Origin of the sequence: Kitasatospora griseola, from assembly GCF_044999035.1 — a bacterium.
Lineage (GTDB): Bacteria > Actinomycetota > Actinomycetes > Streptomycetales > Streptomycetaceae > Kitasatospora > Kitasatospora griseola.
Window position 1 is genome coordinate 1013231 of sequence record NZ_CP173360.1, and the last position, 21210, is coordinate 1034440.

The 21210-nt window shown below is 73.6% G+C and carries 18 protein-coding genes and 1 pseudogene; 10 read left to right on the forward strand and 9 right to left on the reverse strand.

Annotation, left to right across the window (positions count from 1 at the left end):
- Positions 1 to 74: 74 nt before the first annotated feature.
- The 5 genes from ACI1MP_RS04975 to ACI1MP_RS04995 all read right to left on the reverse strand — a co-directional run bounded on the left by ACI1MP_RS04975 (position 75) and on the right by ACI1MP_RS04995 (position 7019).
- Positions 75 to 839, reverse strand: a complete 765-nt coding sequence (locus ACI1MP_RS04975) for a VOC family protein (RefSeq protein ID WP_380332698.1) — start codon at positions 837 to 839, stop codon at positions 75 to 77.
- On the reverse strand, positions 836 to 1750 hold the full coding sequence (locus ACI1MP_RS04980; RefSeq protein ID WP_404867827.1) for an NADP-dependent oxidoreductase: 915 nt from the start codon (positions 1748 to 1750) through the stop codon (positions 836 to 838). Before ACI1MP_RS04980 ends, ACI1MP_RS04975 begins: the two co-directional genes overlap by 4 nt.
- A gap of 130 nt (positions 1751 to 1880) precedes the next feature.
- A complete protein-coding gene (locus ACI1MP_RS04985; RefSeq protein ID WP_404867828.1) occupies positions 1881 to 4115 on the reverse strand; it encodes a putative bifunctional diguanylate cyclase/phosphodiesterase in 2235 nt (744 codons plus the stop codon).
- Complete coding sequence (locus ACI1MP_RS04990; RefSeq protein WP_380332707.1) at positions 4112 to 4918, reverse strand: SAM-dependent methyltransferase; 807 nt, start codon at positions 4916 to 4918, stop codon at positions 4112 to 4114. The genes ACI1MP_RS04985 and ACI1MP_RS04990 overlap by 4 nt, the downstream gene beginning before the upstream one ends.
- A gap of 217 nt (positions 4919 to 5135) precedes the next feature.
- A complete protein-coding gene (locus ACI1MP_RS04995) occupies positions 5136 to 7019 on the reverse strand; it encodes a glycoside hydrolase family 6 protein (RefSeq protein WP_380332851.1) in 1884 nt (627 codons plus the stop codon).
- A gap of 551 nt (positions 7020 to 7570) precedes the next feature.
- Here ACI1MP_RS04995 and ACI1MP_RS05000 point away from each other — a divergent pair.
- The 10 genes from ACI1MP_RS05000 (at position 7571) to ACI1MP_RS05045 (ending at position 17995) form a co-directional block, all read left to right on the forward strand.
- On the forward strand, positions 7571 to 8752 hold the full coding sequence (locus ACI1MP_RS05000; RefSeq protein ID WP_404867829.1) for a winged helix DNA-binding domain-containing protein: 1182 nt from the start codon (positions 7571 to 7573) through the stop codon (positions 8750 to 8752).
- Positions 8753 to 8914: 162 nt separating this feature from the next.
- Entirely contained in the window at positions 8915 to 10165 is a 1251-nt protein-coding gene (locus tag ACI1MP_RS05005) for an MFS transporter (protein ID WP_380332713.1), read from the forward strand.
- A gap of 217 nt (positions 10166 to 10382) precedes the next feature.
- The gene (locus tag ACI1MP_RS05010) at positions 10383 to 11033 is read left to right on the forward strand and encodes a hypothetical protein (protein WP_380332716.1); all 651 of its coding nucleotides are present in this window, start codon (positions 10383 to 10385) and stop codon (positions 11031 to 11033) included.
- A gap of 70 nt (positions 11034 to 11103) precedes the next feature.
- Complete coding sequence (locus ACI1MP_RS05015) at positions 11104 to 11646, forward strand: HEAT repeat domain-containing protein (RefSeq protein WP_380332719.1); 543 nt, start codon at positions 11104 to 11106, stop codon at positions 11644 to 11646.
- Between the two features lie 106 nt (positions 11647 to 11752).
- Positions 11753 to 12028: a hypothetical protein gene (locus ACI1MP_RS05020; protein WP_404867830.1), complete on the forward strand. Its 276-nt coding sequence runs from the start codon at positions 11753 to 11755 to the stop codon at positions 12026 to 12028.
- Between the two features lie 359 nt (positions 12029 to 12387).
- Positions 12388 to 13650 carry an ergothioneine biosynthesis glutamate--cysteine ligase EgtA gene (gene egtA, locus ACI1MP_RS05025; RefSeq protein ID WP_380332724.1) on the forward strand — a complete coding sequence of 421 codons (1263 nt, stop codon included), beginning with the start codon at positions 12388 to 12390 and terminating at the stop codon, positions 13648 to 13650.
- Entirely contained in the window at positions 13644 to 14972 is a 1329-nt protein-coding gene (egtB, locus tag ACI1MP_RS05030; protein ID WP_380332726.1) for an ergothioneine biosynthesis protein EgtB, read from the forward strand. Before egtA ends, egtB begins: the two co-directional genes overlap by 7 nt.
- On the forward strand, positions 14972 to 15748 hold the full coding sequence (gene egtC / locus ACI1MP_RS05035) for an ergothioneine biosynthesis protein EgtC (RefSeq protein WP_380332728.1): 777 nt from the start codon (positions 14972 to 14974) through the stop codon (positions 15746 to 15748). Before egtB ends, egtC begins: the two co-directional genes overlap by 1 nt.
- Positions 15745 to 16734 (forward strand): L-histidine N(alpha)-methyltransferase, encoded by a 990-nt coding sequence (gene egtD, locus ACI1MP_RS05040; protein WP_380332730.1) that lies wholly within the window; start codon positions 15745 to 15747, stop codon positions 16732 to 16734. Before egtC ends, egtD begins: the two co-directional genes overlap by 4 nt.
- Positions 16735 to 16807: 73 nt before the next feature.
- The gene (locus ACI1MP_RS05045) at positions 16808 to 17995 is read left to right on the forward strand and encodes an aminoglycoside phosphotransferase family protein (protein ID WP_404867831.1); all 1188 of its coding nucleotides are present in this window, start codon (positions 16808 to 16810) and stop codon (positions 17993 to 17995) included.
- A 146-nt stretch (positions 17996 to 18141) separates the two neighbouring features.
- On the opposite strand, the gene ACI1MP_RS05050 is transcribed toward ACI1MP_RS05045, so the two are convergent.
- The 4 genes and pseudogenes from ACI1MP_RS05050 to ACI1MP_RS05065 form a co-directional block, all read right to left on the reverse strand.
- Positions 18142 to 18873: an MIP family channel protein gene (locus tag ACI1MP_RS05050; RefSeq protein ID WP_043911319.1), complete on the reverse strand. Its 732-nt coding sequence runs from the start codon at positions 18871 to 18873 to the stop codon at positions 18142 to 18144.
- Between the two features lie 403 nt (positions 18874 to 19276).
- A pseudogene (locus ACI1MP_RS05055) lies at positions 19277 to 19573 on the reverse strand (DUF3592 domain-containing protein); the annotation flags it as partial.
- Positions 19574 to 19913: 340 nt separating this feature from the next.
- Positions 19914 to 20381, reverse strand: a complete 468-nt coding sequence (locus ACI1MP_RS05060; protein WP_404867832.1) for a hypothetical protein — start codon at positions 20379 to 20381, stop codon at positions 19914 to 19916.
- Between the two features lie 124 nt (positions 20382 to 20505).
- The gene (locus ACI1MP_RS05065) at positions 20506 to 21135 is read right to left on the reverse strand and encodes a TetR/AcrR family transcriptional regulator (RefSeq protein ID WP_404870767.1); all 630 of its coding nucleotides are present in this window, start codon (positions 21133 to 21135) and stop codon (positions 20506 to 20508) included.
- Between the last annotated feature and the right edge of the window lie 75 nt (positions 21136 to 21210).

Genomic DNA, 21210 nt, shown 5'->3' on the forward strand with positions numbered 1-21210 from the left:
CGCCCGCGCCGCCCGCCGACCCGCCGTCACCCGTGGGCCTGAACTCCCGTGCCGGATCGCAGAGTTGTTCGAACTCAGCTCTCCTGGTACGCCACGTGGATGCCGAACGCCGCCCCTTGCGGGTCGCGCAGCACGGCCAGGCGCGGGCCGTCGGGGACGTCGGTGGGCGGCAGGGTGACGGTGGCGCCGAGGAGTGCGGCGCGTTCGGCGCTCAGGTCGACGTCGGCAACCGCGAAGTACGGCATCCAGTACGGCGGGACTTCGGGCGGGAACTGGTCGGCCATGTCCATCATGCCGCCGAAGTCCCGCCCGTCCAGGCCGAATTGGGTGTACATCTCGCCGACGGTGACGGTCCAGTCGAAGATCTCGCGGTAGAACACGACGGCGCCCCGCGGGTCGCGGGTGGCGAGTTCGATCCAGCCGAGCGAGCCGGGTTCGTTCATCACCTCGCAGCCGCGCCGGTTCCGGGGCTGCCAGGCGGAGAAGACCGCGCCGGAGGGGTCGCGGACGACGGTGAACCGTCCCCAGTCGAGGGCGTCCGTCGGCGGGACGATCAGGCTGCCGCCGCCGGCGGTGATCTTCTCCGCGGTGGCGTCGACGTCGGGGGCGTGGAAGCTGATGTTCCACGCGGTGGGCTGGCCCTCCTTCATCAACCCGACCAGGCCGGCGGCGAGTCGGTCGCCGACGTACAGCCGGGTGTAGCCCATCGCCTTCTCTTCGGGGACGGCCTCGGTGCGCCAGCCGAACAGTTCGTGGTAGAAGGTCCTGGCCGCGACCGGGTCCTTGGTGGACAGTTCGACCCAGCAGGGCGCGCCGGGCTTCGCGTCGGTGATCTTCACGGGCGGTTCATCTCCAGGATCAGCTTGCCGCGGGCGTGTCCGGACTCGACCTCGGCGATCGCCTCGGCCGCGTGCTCCAGCGGGTACCTGGCGCTGATCTGCGCGTTCAGCGTCCCGGCGGCGACCAGGTCGGCGAGGGCGGTGAGCACGGCGGCGGTGCCGTCGCGCTTCACGTACGCGCCGCCGAGGTCCTCGATGGTGGCGCGGTCGGCGGTGGACACCAGCCGTCCGGGTCGGCGCAGCGCCCCGGCGACGTCGCGGACGGCGGCGCCGCCGACCAGGTCGAGGACGGCGTCGACGCCGTCGGGGGCGGCCTCGCGCAGGCGGTCGGCGACGCCGTCGCCGTAGCGGACGGGTGTGCCGCCGAGGGAGCGGACGTGGTCGGCGCTGCCGGCTCCGGCGGTGCCGAGGACGGTGATGCCGCGGGCGCGGGCGATCTGGGTGGCGGCGCTGCCGACGCCGCCGGAGATGCCGACGATCAGCAGGGTCTCGCCGGAGTGCAGGTCGAGTTGCCGGAGCGCGTCGTAGGCGGTGGCGGCGGCGACGGGCAGGGCGGCGGCCTGGTCGAAGCCGACGGTGGGGGGTTTGCGGGCGGTGGCGCGGGCCGACAGCAGCACCTGTTCGGCGAACGCGCCGCCGGGAGCGATGCCGAACACCTCGTCGCCGACGGCGAAGGCGTCCACGTCGTCCCCCACGGCGGTCACCACGCCCGCGGCTTCGCTGCCCATCACCAGGGGCGGCTCGGCGACCGTCCCGAACCAGCCTTCGCGTTTCTTCCAGTCGGCCGGGTTGACGCCGGCCGCCCTGACCTCGATCCGCACCCCGCCCGGGCCGGGCACGGGCAGCGGCCGGTCGAGGAACTGCTGCTGCTCCGGCCCGCCGTACGCGACGAACCCGAATGCCTTCACCATCGCGTCCTGCCTCCTCCTGCTCTCCGGTTCCGCCGACGCCCTTCAGCTTGCCGGGGTACTGGCGGGTAGCCGGGGACGGGTGGGCCGAACGGGAGTGCCGGGCCGGGAGGCGGGGGCGGGGCGCCGGGCCTCAGGAGTCGCCGTCGGTCCGCGGGGCGAGTTCCGACTCGGGGGCGAACTCCGGCCCGAACGTCGGGAGTTGGCGGACGCCTTCGGGCGCGCGTCGGCGTTCGGTGCCGTCGGGGCCGGTGGTGGGCTCGATCTCGGCGGTCCGGTCGGGGTCGCCCTCGGCGATCCGGCGGGCGATCTCGGCGGGGCGGACCGGCCGTCCGAAGTGCCAGCCCTGGGCGAGGTCGCAGCCCATCAGCCGCAGGCGTTCGGCGTCGGCGCGGCTCTCGACGCCCTCGGCGGTGACGGACAGGCCGAGGGTGTGGGCGAGCGAGACCAGACCGCTGACGATCCGCCAACCGAGGTGGGTGTCCTTGGCGGGGTCGTGCAGGTCACCGACGAACGAGCCGGCGATCTTCAGGTTGGACACCGGCAGGTCGCGCAGGTAGGCGAGGTTGGACCAGCCGGTGCCGAAGTCGTCGACGGCGAGCGAGACGCCCATGTCGACCAGGGCATGCAGGGCCTTGAGGGCCTCGTCCTCGGGGCCGACCACCGTCGATTCGGTGATCTCCAGCTGCAGCATCGACGGGTCGAGTCCGGTGCTGCGCAGGATCCGGTCGATGTCGCCGACCAGACCGGCGTTGCGGGCCTGCCGGACGGCCAGGTTGACGCTCAGGCGGGGCGCCCGGTCGCCGAATCTGGCGACCCATTCGGCGGCCTGCCCGCAGGCCTGTTCCAGCACCCAGCGGCCGAGCGGCATGATCAGCCCGGTCTCCTCGGCGACGCCGACGAACTCCTCGGGGCTGAGCACGCCCAGCTGCGGGTCGCGCCAGCGCACCAGTGCCTCGACGCCGGTCATCACGCCGGTGCCGAGGTCGATCATCGGCTGGTAGTCGATGAAGAACTCGCCGCGGTCCAGTGCGGCGGGCATCCGCACGGACACCGCGTAGCGGCTGACGGCGCGCGCGTTCTCCTTCGGGTCGAACAGCGTCCAGCGGCCGCGTCCGGCCTCCTTGGCGCGGTACAGCGTCAGGTCGGCGGCGCGGACGGCCGCGCCGGGGGTGGTGCTGGAGATCCGGCGCTCCAGCACGCCGACGCTGGCGCCGACGGCGAGCCGGTGGTCGCCGATCACCACGGGCTTGGTGAGCGCGGCGAGCACGGTCTTGGCGGCGGCGACGGCCTCCTGTTCGCCGCGGCAGTTCTCCAGCAGCACCACGAACTCGTCGCCGCCGAGCCGAGCCACCATGTGGCCGAGCGGACTGAGCGCGGACTCCAGCCGGCGGGCGACCACGGACAGCAGTTGGTCGCCCATGTCGTGGCCGAGGCTGTCGTTGACGACCTTGAAGCCGTCCAGGTCGACGTAGCACAGGCCGAACCGGGCGTCCGGCTCCGGCGACTCGAAGAGGCGCTCCAGCCGCTCGAAGAACGCGGCGCGGTTGGGCAGGCCGGTCAGCGGGTCGTGGGTGGCCTGGTGGCGCAGCCGTTCCTGCAGCCGGTAGCGGTCGGTGACGTCCTCCAGCATGGCCACCTGGTACAGCGGCGAGCCGTCGTCGTCGCGGATCAGCGAGACCGTCAGGTGGGTCCACACCACTTCGCCGTCGCGCCGGTAGTACGGCTTGTCGAACTGGAAGTACTCGCGCTTGCCGCTGATCAGCTCCTCGTAGGCCTCCCACACGCCGGGGGTGTCCTCGGGGTGCATCAGGTCGTTGACCCGGACGCCCTGCATGTCCTCGGGGCCGCCGCCGAAGATCTCGCCGAGGGCCCGGTTGACGGCCAGGATGTTGCCGTCGGTGTCGCCGAGGCCGATGCCGATCGCCGCGGATTCGAACAGGGCGCGGAAGCGGGCCTCGGAGACCCGCAGCGCCCGCTCGATCTCCTGGCGGGCGGTGTCGGCGGCCAGCCGGATCGCCTCCTGCTCGCGCAGGGTGCGTTCGCGCAGCGCCGCCGCCCAGCCGGCCGCGAAGGCGCCGGACAGCGCCGGGCCGCGCCCGTCGGGGACGGACCGGCTCTGGATCAACTGGACGGCGTCGGAGAGCAGTTGGGGGTCGGTGAAGTGGTTGTCGATCAGCAGCGCGCCGACCTGCCCGGCGAGTTCCGGGCGGAACGGGTGTTCCAGGGCGGCGCGGCGCAGCAGTTCGGCGGTCCGCGCGATCAACGGGTTGAGGACGCCGGGGCGCACGGCCGCCCCGTGTCCGGTGCGCAGCATGGCGGCCCAGGCGGTACGGAACCCGTTGTCCGGGGCGGCCGCCTCGTTCATGACAGGCGTCCGACGCCGGCCATCCCGGTCATCCGCTCGGGGTGCGGGTCGACCGCGGCGGCCTCGTCGGGGCGCCATTCGGGCAGGTAGACCACGCCGGGCTCGACCAGGTCGAAGCCTTCGAAGAAGGAGGTGATCCGTTCGCGGCTGCGCATGGTGAGCGGGGTGGGGGTGGCCCGGTACAGGTCCTGGTGGGAGCCGGCCTGGTCGGGGCGGCCCTCGAGGGAGGCGTGCGAAAGGACCAGGGCGCTGCCGCTGGGCAGGGCTTCGCGGAGCTTGGCGAGGATCTTCTCGGGCTCGTCGTCGTCGGTGACGAAGTGCATCACGGCGTTGAGGATGACGGCGACGGGCTCGCCGGGGGCGAGCAGGTCCTCGACCTCGGGGCGGGCGAGCAGGTCGTCGGTGTTGCGCAGGTCGGCGTCGACGATCTGGCACAGGTCGTCGTCGGCGAGGATCAGGCGGCTGTGCGCGACGGCGACCGGGTCCATGTCGATGTAGACCACGCGGGCGTCGGGCTGGTACTCGCGGGCGACCTCATGGACGGCGCCGAAGGTGGGGATGCCGGAGCCGATGTCGAGGAACCGGCTGATGCCCTCGGCGGCCACGTACTGGGTGGCTCGGTGCAGGAACGCCCGGTTGGCCCGCATGATCTTCGGCAGGTCGGGCCACAGCTCCATCGCCTTGCGGGCCATCTGCCGGTCGACCTCGAAGTTGTGCGAACCGCCGAGGTAGTAGTCGTACACCCGGGCGGCGTTCGGCTTGTCAGGGTCGGTCCCCGCAGGCACCCAGTTCGGACGCGCCATGACGGCACCCCTTCCGGCGGGCAATCGGTCGAAAAATGGCAACAGGACATAAAGATCTTCCTATACTTCCGATCCGCTCGGCAAGCCACCTCGTCCGGGCGGCCGCACCGGCCGCCGTCGGCCACGCGACTTCGGGGGCCCTGCCGCCCGGCAACGCGGCCGCCGCCCGCCCGCTGGATCTGCGGGCGGACGGCGGCCGGGTTGCGTTCCCGCGTCGTCAGCTGGTGGCGGTGCAGGTCAGGGTGGGCAGGGCGTTGGCGCCGGAGTAGGTGGCGCCGAAGCCGAAGGAGGTGCTGGCGCCGGCGCCGACCGTCCCGTTGTAGGCCAGGTTGGTGACGCTCACGGCCTGGCCGGACTGGGCGAGCTGGCCGTTCCACAGGTTGGTGATCTGCTGGTTGCCGCCGTAGTTCCAGCTGACCTTCCAGGTCTTGATCGCCGTGCTGCCGGCGGTGACGGTGACGTCGGCGTTGAAGCCGGCGCCCCAGTCGTTGGTGACCTTGTAGCTCGCGGTGCAGCCGGAGCCGGTGCCGCCGCCGGACGCCGTGGTGGTGGCGACCAGTGCCGCGGACGCCGGGGAGACGTTGCCCGCCGCGTCGCGCGCCTTGACGGTGTACGAGTACGCGGTGGAGGCGGTGAGACCGGTGTCGGTGTAGGAGGTGCTCGCGGTGGAGCCGACCAGGGCACCGCCGCGGTACACGTCGTAGCCGGTGACGCCGACGTTGTCGGTGGCGGCGCTCCAGGTCAGCGCGACGCTGTTGGCGGTGGTGGTCGCGGCGAGGCCGGTGGGCGCGGTCGGCGCGGTGGTGTCGCTGCCGCCGGACGAGCCGAGCGCCGGGTAGGCGTTCCGCATCAGCTCCTGGAACTGGGCGGAGAACCAGTGGCCGGCCAGCGGGGCGTTCGGCAGCGCGCCCGACATGTTGTTGTTGTTGCGCGGGTTGCCGGTGTACGTCGGGTCGCACATCCGGTCGAAGCCCTTGCCCTCGTCGTTCGAGACGGCCGAGCTCGCGCCGTCCGACTCGCCCGGGGGCTTCACCCACACGTACGCGGCGATGCCGTCCTCGGGGGCGGCCTTGGGACGCTCGCCGAGGCCTGCGCCGGACTGGTTGCACCAGTTGCCGGTCTGGAAGCGGCGGTCGATCCGGCCGCCGTCGACGTACGCGTCGACCGAGGTCTTCGGGCCCGGTCCGGCCGGGCGGTTGGCGCCGCCCCAGCCGTTGCGCGAAGTGTCGATCAGCATGCCGACGTTGGCGTTGAAGCCGGACGCGACGGCCTTGGCCCGCCAGGCCTTCGCGAAGGACGCCTCGTCGACGTAGTTGTTCCAGTCCACCCACTTCGACTGGCGCACGGTGGTGCCGTTCACCGAGTCGCCGACGGTGAAGTTGGGCTCGTGCAGCGCACCGTAGTTGGCGGTGTTGACGACGAAGCCCTGGACGTTGCCGAGCGTCGAGCCGGACGCCGTGGCGGCCTGCTTGATGGTGTCGATGGTCGGCTGCAGGTTGGAGTCCCAGCCCAGCCAGCCGTGGTGACCGGCGTCCACGTAGTTGTAGACGTTGGAGATGGCGCCGAGCTTGGCGAGCGCGTAGCCGACGCCGTTGATGTAGTTGCCGTTGGCCTTCATGGTGTCGCAGGCGGGCGTGGCGGTGGCGGTGCCGCCCGCGTTGGTCACCAGGTTCGGCAGCGAGTCGAGCTCGATCGTAGTGACGATCCGCAGATTCGCGTAGGCCGGGTCGGCCAGGATCGAGGCGATCGGATCGATGAACTCGCTCTTGTAGCGCGGCAGGTCGGTGGGGCCGAGCTCACCGTTCGAGGCCAGGGCTGCGCAGTCGCGGCCCGGCAGGTCGTAGACGACGACCTGGAAGACGAACGGCTTGCCGGCCGCCTGCTGCACCGCCTTGTTCAGGTGGTCGCGCAGACCCATGCCGCCGTTGACGCCGTTGATGGCCGCGATCCGGTCCAGCCAGACGAACGTGGGCTGGTTGGCGACGGCCGAACCGCCCGGCTCGGCGGCAGCGTTGGCGGACCACTCGGGGTTCACGTACACCCCGGCGCCGGCGAAGGGGTTGTCCACACGGGCCGCCGCGTGGGCGGCGGGGGTCGACATGGCAATGGGCAGCACGGTCGCGGCGCCGAGCGCCGCGGCCGCTGCCGCCGTCCGAAGACGGCGCGTCAGGTTGGCCGACACAGTGACGGGAGTCCTTTCGGGTGGGGGACGGACTCGGCGGAGCCTCCCTGGGGATGGGAGCGCTCCCAAAATTTGCCCCCGGGCAGAGGTGAACTCGGCCTGGGAACAACCGATATGAAGCCATGGCCTTGATGTGTCGTCAAGGAGTTGCGCAGAAACCGTGGGAGCGCTCCCGCAATGCTTCCAGCGGCCCCGTGCCCGGCCGCGCAGTTCACCGCCCTGCCGCCCCGCGCGAAACCCTCCCCGCCGCACCCCCAGGGCGGGCCGGTCACCCGGGTGAAACTTTCACGTCGCGGGGTCGCGGGGTCGCGGGGTCGCGGGGTCGCGGGGTCGCGGGGTCGCGGGGTCGCCGGGCCGGTGGCCGGTGACGGGTGTTGCGGGCTGTCGGTGCTGCGGGCCGTCCGTGTGGCGGGCGCGGGGTGACGGTGCGGCGTGGCAGGCTGGGCGGCCCGAAGTTCGAGGAGGAACGCGTGCCCGCCCGACCGCAGTTCGACGACGACCAGCGCCGCGCCCGGCTGGCCCGGCGGCACCGCCTCGCCCCCGGCACCCGGGCGGACCGGGCCGAGCAGGTGGTGGACGACCTGGTCGCCGTGCACGCCACCGACCCCGCCACGGTCTTCCTCGCCGTCTCGGCCCGGCTCGCCACGCCCGGCATCGCCGACACCGAACGGGCCCTCTACCAGGACCGCACCGTGCTGCGTCACCACGGCATGCGCAGCACGCTGTTCGCGATCCCCGCCGCGCTCGCCCCGACCGTGTACGCCTCCACCACCGCGAAGGTGGTGGCCCGCGAACGCGCCCGCCTGCTCAAGGACTTCGCCGCCTCCGGCCGCGACGCCGCGTGGACGGCCGGGGTGGAGGCCGCCGTCCGGGCCGCCCTCACCGACTCGCCCACCGAGCTGACCGGAACCCAACTCAGCGAGGCCGTACCGCAGTTGCGCGAGACGATCGAGTACGGCGCGGGCACCTCCTACCAGGCCGAGCAGCCGGTCGGGATGCGGCTGCTGCGGCTGCTGGGCATGGAGGGCAGCATCGTCCGCCGCCGCCCGCAGGGCAGTTGGACCAGCAGCCGGCACCGCTGGGCCCCCGGTCCGGACGCCCCCGCCGCCCCGTCCGCCGCCGAACGTGCCGCCGCGCAGGTCGAGTTGGCGCGGCGCTGGCTGGCGAGCCACGGCCCGGCGACCGAGGACGACCTGGTGTGGTGGACCGGCTGGGGTGTCCGCGAGGTGCGCGCGGCGCTGGCCGGCTGCGCCGCCGTCGAGGTCGAACTCGCGGGCGGCGCAGCGGGCTTCGTCCTCCCCGACGATCTCGACCCCGTCCCGGAGCCGGCCCCGTGGGCGGCGCTGCTGCCCGCCCTGGACCCGACCGCGATGAGCATGAAGCACCGCGACTGGTACCTCTCCCCCGCCCACCGCTCCGAGCTGATCGACCGCTCCGGCAATCTCGGCCCGACGGTCTGGTGGAACGGCCGGATCGTCGGCGGCTGGGCCCAGCGCTCGGACGGCGAGGTGGTCCTCGACCTCCTGGACGACCCCGGCCGCGAGGCCCGCGGCGCGATCTCCGCCGAGGCCGCCGTCCTGCGCACCGTCCTCGGCGACGCCCGCGTCACCCCGCGCTTCCGCACCCCGCTGGAGCGCCGTCTCACCTCGTGAGCCCCCGGCCGTGCCGGACCGGTTCCGCCGGCCCGGCACGGCGCCTGACCTGCGATCGGATCCGGTCCGCTGCGGTGCGGTGGCGATCGGCTTCCGCCCACCGCCGGATCGTGACCCGTGGCGACTGGAAATCCCGCCCGGTCGGCGCCAAGACTGCTTCCCGTGACGCACTCCGAGCTGCAGCCCCCGCTCTTCGGCCCCGCCGCCGCCACTGCCGGGCCGGCGATCTGGTCGCGCAACTTCCGGTACTACTTCGTCGCGCGCAGCGCCGGGTTGCTCGGGCACACCATGCTGCCGGTGGCGGTCTCCGCGGGCCTGATCGGTGCGGGCCACGGGCTGGGCAGCGTCGGTCTGGCGCTGGCCTTCATGACGACGCCGTTCGCCGGCCTGGTGCTGTTCGGCGGTGTGCTCGCCGACCGGTTCACGGCCCGCCGGATGATGATCGGCGCGGACCTCACCAATCTGGTCACCCGCGCTCTGATGGCCCTGCTGTTCTTCCAGGGCATCGAGCGGCTCTGGCAGTTGTACGCGCTGATGGCGGCGGCCGGCGCGGCCGCCGCGATGTTCCAGCCCGGCGCCGCCAGTACCGTCCCGCTGGTCGCCCGCGACGTGCAGGGGGCCAACGGTGTGCTGCGGACGTCCGAGGCGCTGACCGCGCTGCTCGGCCCGGCGCTGGCGGGCCTGCTGGTGGGCGCGGCCGCGACCGGCTGGGTCATGGTCATCGCCGCCGTCACCTACGGCATCAGCGCCTGCGGGCTGTTCGCGCTGCGGCTGGGCCCGGTCGCCGCTCCGCCGCCCGGGGACAGTCTCTGGCGGAACCTGGCGATCGGCTGGCGGGAGTTCCGCTCCCGCCGGTGGCTGTGGGGCACCATCGTGATCTGGATGTTCTACACGATGTTCTCCACCGGTCCGCTGCTGCCGGTCGCCGCCGGTGTGCTCGTCCCGGTGTACGGATCGGCCCTGTTCGGGCTGCTCAGCTGTGCTTTCGCGGTCGGAACGGTCTGCGGCGGGCTGCTGGCGATCCGGCTCAAGCCCCGGCGGCCGCTGGCGGCGGGCGCCGTGGCGTTGCTCGCCTTTCCGCTCTACCCGTTGGGGATCGTCCTGGGCTGGCACGTTCCGGTGCTGGCCGTGGCCCAGGTGCTGGTGGGCACGGGCGTCACGTTCTGGGGTGTGATGTGGGCGACCAGTGTGCAGACCCAGGTCCCCGGCGAGGTGCTCAACCGGATCCACGCGTACGAGGTCGCGGGCTCGGTCTGCATGCTCCCGATCGGCAGTGCGCTCGCCGGCCCGGCCGCCGAGGCGTTCGGCCCGAGCACCGTGCTCACCGCGGTGGCGCTGGCCGCGCTGCTGGTCGCTTCGGCGCTGCTGCTGAGCCGCCCGATCCGTGAACTGCGGCGGGTGCCGGGCACCTGACGCCCGGGCCGGGGCAGGCCGGACGCGTCCTCGGCCCGGGCCGCGGCGGCTTCGTGATGCTTCAACTGTGCTGATTTTCTTGGCCGGTTGATTCCCTTCGGGCCGCCCGTCGGGGACCCTGGAGTGGCCGGCGCCCGCCGTTCGGGGGATCGGGTCGCCGGCCGGGACTGGGGGCCTGATGGAGAGCGAGCAGCGAGTCGTCCGCAGGAACACGCTGTTGTCCAGACTGTTGAACACTTCGGCCGCGGTGGCCTTGGCGCTGCTGGCGTACAGCGTGGTCCACGACAACCTGTCGGACCATCTGCAGAACACCTGGCCGTGGAAGCTGAAGCTCCTCGACATCCAGAGCGCGACCACGGCGGCGCTCGCCGCGCTCGGTGCGTCGCTCGCGCGCGCCCAGTACGCGAGGACGGTCAGGCCCGCGCTCGGGCACTCCGGGCGGGCCGTGGACGGCATGGCCCCGCTGGGGCAGCGGGCCTGGGCGTGCCATCTGACGAACGCCGCCCAGGACGTCGCCGTCATCTCGGACATCAGCTACCTGGTCGCGTTCCGGCCGCCCGCCGACGGCGCGCCGCCCCGCGCACCGGGCGCCTGGGGGACGGCGCTGCACGCGATCGCGGAGATCGCCGCGGCGGGCCTGGAGCAGCGGAAGGACTTCATGCTCGTGGTGCTCACCTCGGGTGTGCCGCTCCCGGCCCAGGGGAGGCGCTTCCTCGGCTGGTTCACCGAGCACGCCATGCAGGTCGTCGACGAGGTCTACATCCGGGTGCAGGTCGTCGACCGGGTGGGGGACACCCACGAGCGGACCATCGCCTGCCTCAAGGCCGCCGACCGCACCCCGGCCCACCCGGACCCTGAGCTGTCCTGACCCCTCCCCCCCCGTGGCCGCGCGGTGAAATCCCTTTGCCGGGGCGGCCGTTGGGGCGGACACTGGCGCCATGCTGGGATTCGTCAGGACCGACAACGAAGCCCTGGTCTCGTGCCTGGGCGACCCGCAGCGCGCCGTGGCGGCCTACCGGGAGCTGCTGCTGCGCAAGGACGACGCGCTGGGCGCCATCCGGGCCGGCCTGTCCGACGGGAACGCGGCCGTCCGCGAGGGGTGCTGCCGCCTGCTGGACCATCTCGTCGACACCGAGTCCATGGGGCGGCTCATCGCCATGGCCGACGATCCGGACGCCGACGTCAGGATCGCGGCGTTCCACGCCCTGGCCTGCGACCGGTGCAAGGACGACACGTGCGCGCCCGGTGCGGAGCGGGTCATCGAGCCCGCGTTGCGGCATCTGGCGTCCGACCCCGATCCGCGGGTCCGGGTGAGGGCCGCCGAGCTGGTCGGCAAGTTCGTCCACACCGAGGCCCGCGCCGTCGCCGCCCTGGAGGCGGCCCGCGCCGACGACCCGAGCCCGGCCGTCCGGAAGAAGGCGGGCTGGTACGCCCCCGGCGGGTCGATCCACCGGCGGACGGCGCCGCGCCCGCCGAGGTAGCCGGCCGGCCGACCGGAGCCCGGTCGAACCGCCGGTGCGCGTCCTCGGACGCCCGGCCCAGGACCCGCCGTCCCGGGCGTCCGATGCGGATGGCAGCATCGCCTCCGTGATCACTCGGGTGGAGGAGGCGGCCGTGGCTCAGGGGGACGAGGTGGTCCGGGCGCTCCTGACGGCGCCGGCGACCCTGGAGGACCTCGTCGCGGTGGGGCACGACACCCAGTTGGCGCTGAGCACGCTGGAGGGGGTCGCCCACGAGCTGGGCGGCATGGACGCGGCGGCGCACCGGCGGTTCGTCGACGGGCTGGAGCGCATCGCCGCAGCGGAACCGGATCGGGCCGCCTGGATCCGGGGCCTTCCCGACGCCCTGGGCCTCGACCGCTGAGCCTGCGGCAGGCCACGCCTCCGGCCGAACCGGCGGCCACTCCTGCGACCGGTCCGGCCGACGGCCGGACCGCCTGCACAGCCGCTCACACAGGGTCAAGTCGAACTGGTGGGCGATTTCATCCGATTGCGCCCGCCCCTGGCCGGATCCCGCCCTGCCGTCGGATCGTCCCCGCACCGCTCTCACCCGCTTGACCTGCGCGACTGCGGGCCGAGCGGCGTCGAGGTTTGCTCCGGGGCAGACTGAGCAGGAACAACCGGGCCATAGTCACGTACCGAGGGATGGTGAGTCCGGTGACATCTCTACGTCCACCGCAGGCCGATCGGCCGGTCGGTTCGACACAGAGCGTAACCGCATTGATGGAATTGACCGAGGCGTCGGCCGAACGACACCTGGGCGCCATCTGCTTCAAGATCGGGCCCCCGGCGCTGGTCGGGGTGGAGGCGGAGTGGTTCGTCCACGACGACCGATGTCCGACCGCTCCGGTGGATCCCGCCCGGGTGGCGTCCGCGCTGGCGGTGCTGCCCGATTCGGCCGACGGCCCGGTGTTTCCGGCCGGCTCGCGGCTGACGTACGAACCCGGCGGGCAGGTCGAGCTGAGCTCCCCGCCCGCCCCCGACCCGGCCGCCTGCGCGGCCGGTCTGAGCGCCGACCAGGCGGTGCTGCGGGCGGCATTAGCCGCCGAGGGCCTGCGATTGACGGGCACCGGCACCGATCCGCTGGACCGTGAGCGCCAGATGCAGGCCACCCACCCGCGGTACCGGGCGATGGAACGCTACTTCGACCGCGGCGGCCCGTGGGGCCGGATCATGATGACGGGCACCGCCTCGGTACAGGTCTGCGTCGACGCGGGCACCGAGCGGACCTACCTCGACCGCTGGCGACTTGCCCACCTGCTGGGCCCGGTGCTGGTCGGCGCGTTCGCCAACTCGCCGCTGCTGGAAGGCCGCCCGACGGGCTGGAAGTCGACCCGGCAGCTGATCTGGTCCCGGATGGACCCCTCCCGCACGCTCGCTCCGCCGCCGCTGGCCGATCCGCGCGAGGCGTGGACCCGGTACGTGCTGGACGCCACGGTGCTGTGCGTGCGCCGCACCGACGGCCTGCCGTGGGACGCGCCGGCCGGGCTGACCTTCCGCGACTGGCTGCGCGGTGGCGGCGAGCGCGGCGTCGCGCTCGCCGACCTGGACTACCACCGCACCACGCTGTTCCCGCCGGTGCGCCCGCGCGGCCATCTGGAGCTGCGGATGATCGACGCCCAGCCGGGCGAGGGCTGGCGGGTGCCGCTGGCGCTGGTCTCCGCGCTGATGGACGATCCGTCGGCCGCCGAGGAGGCCCTGGAGGCGCTGGAGCGGCTCGGCCACGCGGGCTCGCGCGCGCCCCGCTCGGGCCTGTGGCGGCGCGCCGCCGCGCTCGGCATGGCCGACCCGGAACTGCGCAGGGCTGCGCTGGCCTGCTTCGCCGCCGCCGACCGGGCGCTGTCCCGCCTCGACGGCGAACTGCGTTCCTCCGTAATGGAGTTCGCCGAACGCTATCCGGCCCGGGGCCGCTGCCCCGCCGACGACCAGCTGGCCGCGCTGCGCTCCGGTGCGGCGCCCGCGCTGCAGGAGGACTCCTCGTGCTGAACGCCGACCGCACCGACCCCGCCGTGCTGCGCGAGCTGATCGCCACCGAACTGCTGGCCGCCCGGGAGCGCACCGCGCTGCTCACCGGCGCCGTGGAGGACGCCGAACTGGTCGCCCAGCACTCGCCGTTGATGTCGCCGCTGGTCTGGGACCTGGCGCACATCGGCAACCAGGAGGAGCTGTGGCTGCTGCGCAATGTCGGCGGCCGCGACCCGATGCATCCGGAGATCGACCCGCTGTACGACGCGTTCGAGCACCCGCGCTCCGAGCGGCCCAGCCTGCCGCTGCTGCCGCCCGACCAGGCCCGCGCCTACGCGCACGAGGTGCGCGGCCGGGTGCTGGACCTGCTGGCTGCCTCCCCGCTGGAGGGCGCACCGCTGCTGGACGCCGGGTTCGCGTTCGGGATGATCGCGCAGCACGAGCAGCAGCACGACGAGACGATGCTGATCACCCACCAGCTGCGCACCGGCCCGGCGGTCCTGGACGCCCCTCCCCCGCCCGCCGCCGAGGGCGCCCTGCGGCCCGAAGTGCTGGTCCCCGCCGGGCCGTTCACCATGGGCACCGACACCGAGCCGTGGTCGCTGGACAACGAACGACCGGCCCACCGGGTGGACCTGTCGGCGTTCTGGCTGGACACCGCGCCGGTCTCCAACGCCGCCTACCAGGCGTTCATCGCGGACGGCGGCTACCGGGAGCCCCGCTGGTGGACGCCGGCCGGCTGGGAGCACCGGATGGCCGCCGACCTGACGGCGCCGCTGTTCTGGACCGAGCAGGGCGGACAGTGGCTGCGCCGCCGGTTCGGCCACCTGGAGCCGGTGCCTCCGAACGAGCCTGTGCTGCACGTCAGTTGGTACGAGGCGGACGCGTACGCGCGGTGGGCGGGACGGCGGCTGCCGACCGAGGCGGAGTGGGAGAAGGCGGCCCGGCACGACCCGGCGACCGGCCGCTCCCGCCGCTTCCCGTGGGGCGACGAGCCGCCCGGCCCGGAGCACGCCAACCTGGGCCAGCGCCACCTGCGCCCGGCCCCGGTCGGCGCCTACCCGCAGGGCGAGTCGCCGCACGGGGCACGGCAGTTGATCGGCGACGTGTGGGAGTGGACGGCGAGCGACTTCACCGCCTACCCGGGATTCCGGGCGTGGCCGTACCGGGAGTACTCGGAGGTGTTCTTCGGGCCCGAGTACAAGGTGCTGCGCGGCGGTTCGTTCGCGGTCGCGCCGGTCGCCTGCCGGGGCACCTTCCGCAACTGGGACTACCCGATCCGGCGGCAGATCTTCTCCGGGTTCCGCACCGCCCGTGACGCCGAGGGCGCAGGTGAGGCCTGATGTGTCGTCACTTCGCCTATTTGGGAACGCCGGTGGCGCTGCGCACGGTGCTGCTGGATCCGCCGTTCGGGCCGCTGCGGCAGTCCTGGGCGCCCCGGTTGCAGCGCCACGGCACCGTCAACGTGGACGGCTACGGGGTGGGTTGGTACGCCGAGGGCGACGAGCGGCCGGCCCGCTACCGGCGGGAGGGGCCCATCTGGGCGGACGGCGACCTGGCGGACCTGGCCCGGGTGGTGCGCTCGCACGCGATCCTCGGCGCGGTCCGCTCGGCCACCCCGGGCTGCGCGCCGGGCCCGCAGGCGGCGGCGCCGTTCGCCGCCGGGCGCTGGCTGTTCAGCCACAACGGGGCGCTGCCGGGCTGGCCGGGCGCGTTCGAGCCGCTGGCCGAACTGATCCCGACCGGTGAGCTGTTGGAGCTGGAGGCGCGCACCGATTCGGCGCTGCTCTGGGCGGTGGTGCTGAACCGGCTGCGCAGCGGCGTCGAGTTGGGCAAGGCGCTGGCCGAAGTGTGCCTGGCGGCATCCGAGTTGGCCGATGCCCGGATCAACCTGCTGGCCACCGACGGCCGCAGCCTGGCCGCGACCGCCTGGGGGGACACGCTGTTCCGGCGGCGGGACGCGGACGGTTCGCTGCTGGTGGCCTCCGAGCCGTTCGACGACGGGCCGGGCTGGTCCGAAGTCCCCGACCGTTCCCTGCTGGTGGCCGACGCGGCCGGCAGCGCGCTCACCCCCCTGGCCCCGACCGGGCCGCGTAGCCGAGAGGACGCCCCGCTGTGACCGGATACCGGCTGACCCGCCTGCTGCCCGCCGACCACCTGCACCGGGCGCTGCGCGCCGATGCGCGCGCAGGTCTGACGGGGCAGCCCAAACGGCTGCCGCCGAAGTGGTTCTACGACGCCCGGGGCTCCGAGCTGTTCGAGGAGATCACCCGGCTGCCCGAGTACTACCCGACCCGGGCGGAGCGGGAGATCCTGACCGCGCGGGCCGGGCAGATCGCGGCCGCGACCGGGGCCCGCACCCTGGTCGAGCTGGGCTCCGGCTCCTCGGAGAAGACCCGGCTGCTGCTGGACGCGCTGCGCGGGCACGGCACCCTGGAGCGGTACGTGCCGGTCGACGTCAGCGAGAGCGCGTTGGAGTCGGCGGCCGCGTCGCTGATCGAGGAGTACCCGGGGCTCGACGTCTCCGCGGTGCTGTCGGACTTCACCACCGGTCTCGGCCTGCCGGAGGAGGGCGGCGGCCCGCGGCTGGTGGTGTTCCTCGGCGGCACGCTGGGCAACCTGGTGCCGGCCGAGCGGGCGGCGTTCCTGTCCGGCCTGCGGGCCCAACTGCTGCCGGGCGACGCCCTGTTGCTGGGCACCGACCTGGTGAAGGACCCGGCGGTGCTGGTCGCCGCGTACGACGACGCGGCGGGGGTGACGGCGGCGTTCAACCGGAACCTGCTGTCCGTGCTGAACCGGGAGCTGGACGCGGACTTCGACCCCGCGCAGTTCGCGCACGTCGCGCTGTGGGATCCCGAGCAGGAGTGGATCGAGATGCGGCTGCGTTCGCTGCGGGCGCAGAGCGTGAAGATCACGGAGTTGGGTCTCGCGGTGCACTTCGAGGAGGGCGAGGAGCTGCACACGGAGGTGTCGGCGAAGTTCCGCCGGGAGCGGGTGGAGCGTGAACTGTTCGCCGCCGGACTGAAGTTGACCGACTGGTGGACGGACGCGGAGGGCCGGTTCGGGCTGTCGCTGTCGCGGCCGATGACGGACGCCTCGGACTGAGCGGCGACTGCCGGGCCCGCCCGTCGGCGGTAATTCGCTGGCGGGCGGGCCGCTGCGTCCGGACAATGCCGGGGTGCAGAACACTGAACAGCGGACGGCGACCGTCCTGATCGCATGGCAGGGTGAACTTCTCGGCGCAGTGGGGCCTTTCACGGCCTCCTCGCCCTACTGGGCGCAGATCGGCGAGGTGGTGCGGGCGGCCGCCGAGGCGGCCGGGGCGCCGGTGGCGCTGCTGCGGATGCTCGCCGTGGACGGCGGGGAGACCGGCAGCTGCGGGGACGTGGTGTACCTGGCGCAGGCGCTGGAGCGTCCGTCGCGGCCGCTGACCGCGGCCCCCGCCGTGGCACTCGACGAGCAGCCGCTGCGGCTGCCGTGGGCGTCGGCGGACGGGTTGGCCGCGGAGTGGGCATGGGCGGACGGCGAGTTGGCGGCGCTGGGGCGGTCGCGGTCCGGCCCGGTGGAGCAGCTGCGCAGCTGGAACCTGTCGGCGCTGTCCCGCTTCCCGACCGGTGCGGGTGCGGCCTGGCTGAAGAGCACTCCGCCGTTCGCGGTGGCCGAGGCCGAGGTGATCGCCCGGGTGGCGAAGGCCGACCCCGGGCTGGTGCCGCAGGTGCTGGCGGCGGACGGTCGTCGGATGCTGATGGCGGACGTGCCGGGCGTGGACTGCTGGGGGCTGCCGGAGGACGGCATGCTGAGTGTCGTCGACCGGTGGGCGGCCGTGCAGGCGGCCGCCGCCGCGGACGGGCCGGGCGGGTTGACGGACCGCTCGCCGGCGGCGCTGGCGGAGCTGTTCCCGGCGCTGCTGGAGCGGCTGCGGCCGGAGCTGACCGCCGAGGAGTACGACCGGGCCCTGGCACTGGCCGACCGGCTGCCCGAGCTGGTCGACGAACTCGCCGACTGCGGGCTGCCGTTGACGCTGGTGCACGGCGACTGCCATCCGGGCAACTGGCGCTGGGACGGCGAGCGCGGGGTGGTCCTGGACTTCTCCGACGCGGTGTGGAGCCACCCGGCCCTCGACGGCCTGCGCCCCGACCCGTTCCTCTCCCCCGAGCGCGCTGCCCAGGTCCGGGCCCGCTGGGCCGCCGCCTGGCAGGCCCTCGTCCCGGGCAGCGACCCGCTGCGCGCGCTGAAGCCGGCCGCCCCGCTGATGCACCTCCACTACGCGCTGCGCTACCAGGAGTTCCTGGACGGCATCGAGCCCAGCGAGCGCCCGTACCACGCGGGCGACCCGGTGGCGTCCCTGCGCCGCGCCCTGCGGTAGGCGCTCTCCCTCCGGAGTGCGGGCCCGCCCGGTGAGCGACTTCGAGCCGCGTGCCCGACCGGGGGCCCCGTTGCACCCGACGCCGAAGCGGCGGCCGGGACCGTTCATCACGGTCCCGACCGCCGCTTCGGCCGTCGGGTCGGGTACTACACCCGGGCGTCGGTGGCCAGGGCCTCCGCGACCGGAAGGTTCGGCTGCGGGTGGGTCAGCAGGTGGATGCCCGCCGCCAGGGCGCCGCCGACCAGCGGGGCGAGCAGGAACAGCCACAGCTGGGAGAGCGCGTCGCCGCCTGCGAACAGCGCCGGGCCAAGGCTGCGCGCCGGGTTGACCGAGGTGCCGGTGAGCGGGATGCCGACCAGGTGGACGACCGCCAGGGCGATGCCGATCGGCAGCCCGTCGAAGCCGACCGCGGCCAGCCGGTGGGTGACCGCCAGCACGACGTACACCAGCAGGAAGGTGAGGACGACCTCGGTCAGGAACGCGCCGCCGGCGTTGATGTGCACCTCGGAGCGGTCGCCCCAGCCGTTGGTGCCGAGCTTGCCGTGGGTTTCGAGCCCCGGCACCTGCTTGGCCAGCACCAGGACGAGCGCCGCGCCGGCGATGCCGCCGAGCACCTGCGCGATCCAGTACGACACCGCGGTGCGCCCGTCGATCCGGCGGGCCAGCAGGAAGCCGAGCGTCACCGCCGGGTTCACGTGGCAGCCGGATATCGGTCCGAGCGCGTATGCCAGCGCGAGCAGCACGAAGCCGAACGCCAGCGCGATGCCGACCGGGCCGATCGCCTCGCCCGCGAGCACCGCGGCGCCCACCGCCAGCAGAACCAGCAGCAGCGTCCCGAGGAACTCGCCGATCACCGCCCGCCTGTCCGTTCCACCCATACGCCTGGTCCTCCTGACCGTCAGGGCAGGCGGACCGGTGCCGCCCACGTCCGGCCAACCATGGTCGACCGTTCGAGCGACCGCATGTCGGCCGGACGGCGCTACGCCGTGTTCACGGCGCGTCCGCCTGCCGAATTGCTCCGAACGGATGAAACCGTACGGAAACGGAGAGCTCAATGCAAAACGGAAGTAAAACGGACAGACAGGGACAGGCTGGGCGGCGAACTGCTGTCGGAACGTCAGACCATCGGCCCGGACGGCCCTGGAGAGCATCCGCGGCGCGTTCCACGGGCGCCCGGTCGGGCCCGGTCGACAGAGCGCAGTCGCGCAGACCGCCCGCGAGGGCTCCCGCGACAGCTCCCGGGGCGTCGAGTCCAAAGACGCTCGGGCCCGGCCCCGGTCGCTACGGCCAGGTGCCCGGGTCGGGCGGCGGCTCGGTCGGCAGCTGGGAGGCGAAGACGGCCATGCCGATGGCGACTGCGGCGAAGACCAGGCCGGCCAGTCCGAAGAACGAGCCGAACACGACGCCCGGGGTGTGCCCGAGGCGCCAGCCGGAGCCGGGCGCATCGGTGGGAAGGGTCTGGTGCGGGTGGGCGGGGAGATACCGGACGGTGACCCGGTCGCCGACGGTCCGGGGGATGCCGGTGGTGTCCTTGACGCGGATGTCCTGGCCGTCGGCAGTCCGGAAACCGAGGACGACGTGGCGCCGGGTGACGGTGGAGAGTCCAGTCGTCGGGCCGCTCCCTTGTCAGGCAGGTGTCCAGCACCGCGGCCTCGGCGACGAGTCCGGAGGTGCGGATGCGGGTGCGCCGGCGGGAGCGCCGCAGGACGAGGACGATGCCGGTGATGCCGAGGCCCGCGATCAGCAGGCCGATCAGGGCCAGCAGAGCCGCGACGAGGCTGAAGACCGTGGTGACAGCCTGTTCTCCGTCGGGCATCCGTTCCCCCCGGTGCCGTGCGATGCGCCGAAGAACAGCATCACGGGGCGCGCGGGGGGCAAGAGCTCTCCGCCTGGCCGCGCGACGGAATCCCCGGCCCGATCAGAACCAGGCTTCCGGGTCGGTGGGCCCGGTCGGCGGGTCGGCCCGGATCGCGCAGACGCCGACCACGGTGACGGCGAGACCCAGCGCGGCGAGGAAGACCGGGAGAATCAGCGTGGACCAGGAGAGCTGTTCGAGGAGCAGCGCGTGGCCGGGGCGGACCAGGGCGGTGACGGTGGCGCCGGGCACCAGACCGTCGGGGGCGGTGCGGATGTCGTCGAGCGGAACCGGCTCCGGTACGCCGAGGGTGATGTCACGGGCGGTGGAGCTGTGCGCCTCGCGGTAGTCGGCGGTCAGGACCGTCGCCCGGACGCGGGGTGCGTCGGCGAAGTCGATGCGGGCCTGGATGTTCGACCAGCCCATGAGGACTGCGACGAACATGAGCAACGGGCCGATCAGGGCGAGGAGTTTCGGGTTGCGGCTCACCGTGCTGCCTTCCTCGCTGCGGTCCGCGAACGAGTGGATCATGGCAGGCGGGGCACGGCCGGCGGAGGGCAGGGCAGGTCAGTGCGTCCGGGTGCGAAGGTGCGCTGTGCCCGTTCGACGTCGTCGGCGGTGCGGACCCCCACGTCCCACGACTGTTGACGCTCCGTCAACTCAGCTTGCAGTAGCGGAGTTCGAGCCCGTCGAGGAGTGCTTCGAGGCCGGTTTCGAAGGCGCCTTCGTCGATGGTGCGGCGGTGTTCGGCGAGGCGGTGGGCGTCGGCGAGGTGGGGGTAGTCGGCGGTGTAGAGGGCGGCGTCCTCGGGGAAGCCGGCGGCGAACGAGCCGAGGGCGGAGCCGGTGATGAAGTAGCGCATCAGGGCGCCGATCCGGGTGGCCTGGCCGCGGGGCCAGCCGGCGTCGACCAGGCAGCCGAAGACGGCGTCGGCGAGGCGCAGCGCGTTGGGGCGGCGGCCGGGGCCCTGGGCGAGGACGGGGACGAGGTGGGGGTGGGCGGCCAGGGCGGCGCGGTAGGAGCGGGCCCAGTCGCGCAGGGCGGTGCGCCAGTCGTCCGGCGCGTCGAACATGGTGAGGTCGACCTCGCCCATCACACTGTCGACCACGGCGTCCAGGAGTTCGTCCTTGGTGGCGAAGTGGTTGTAGAGGGACGGTCCGCTGACGGAGAGTCCGGCGGCCAGGCGGCGGGTGGAGAGGGCGGGCAGTCCCTCGGTGTCGACCAGGGCGAGTGCGGCGGCGACGATCCGGTCCCGGCTGAGCAGGGGGGTGCGCGGTCGGGCGATCTTGGCCTCCTCGGGTCGCGGGCCGACGGAACCGGCCCATTGTCGCAGGCGGCCTCTTCCGTGCGGGGCGGGGGC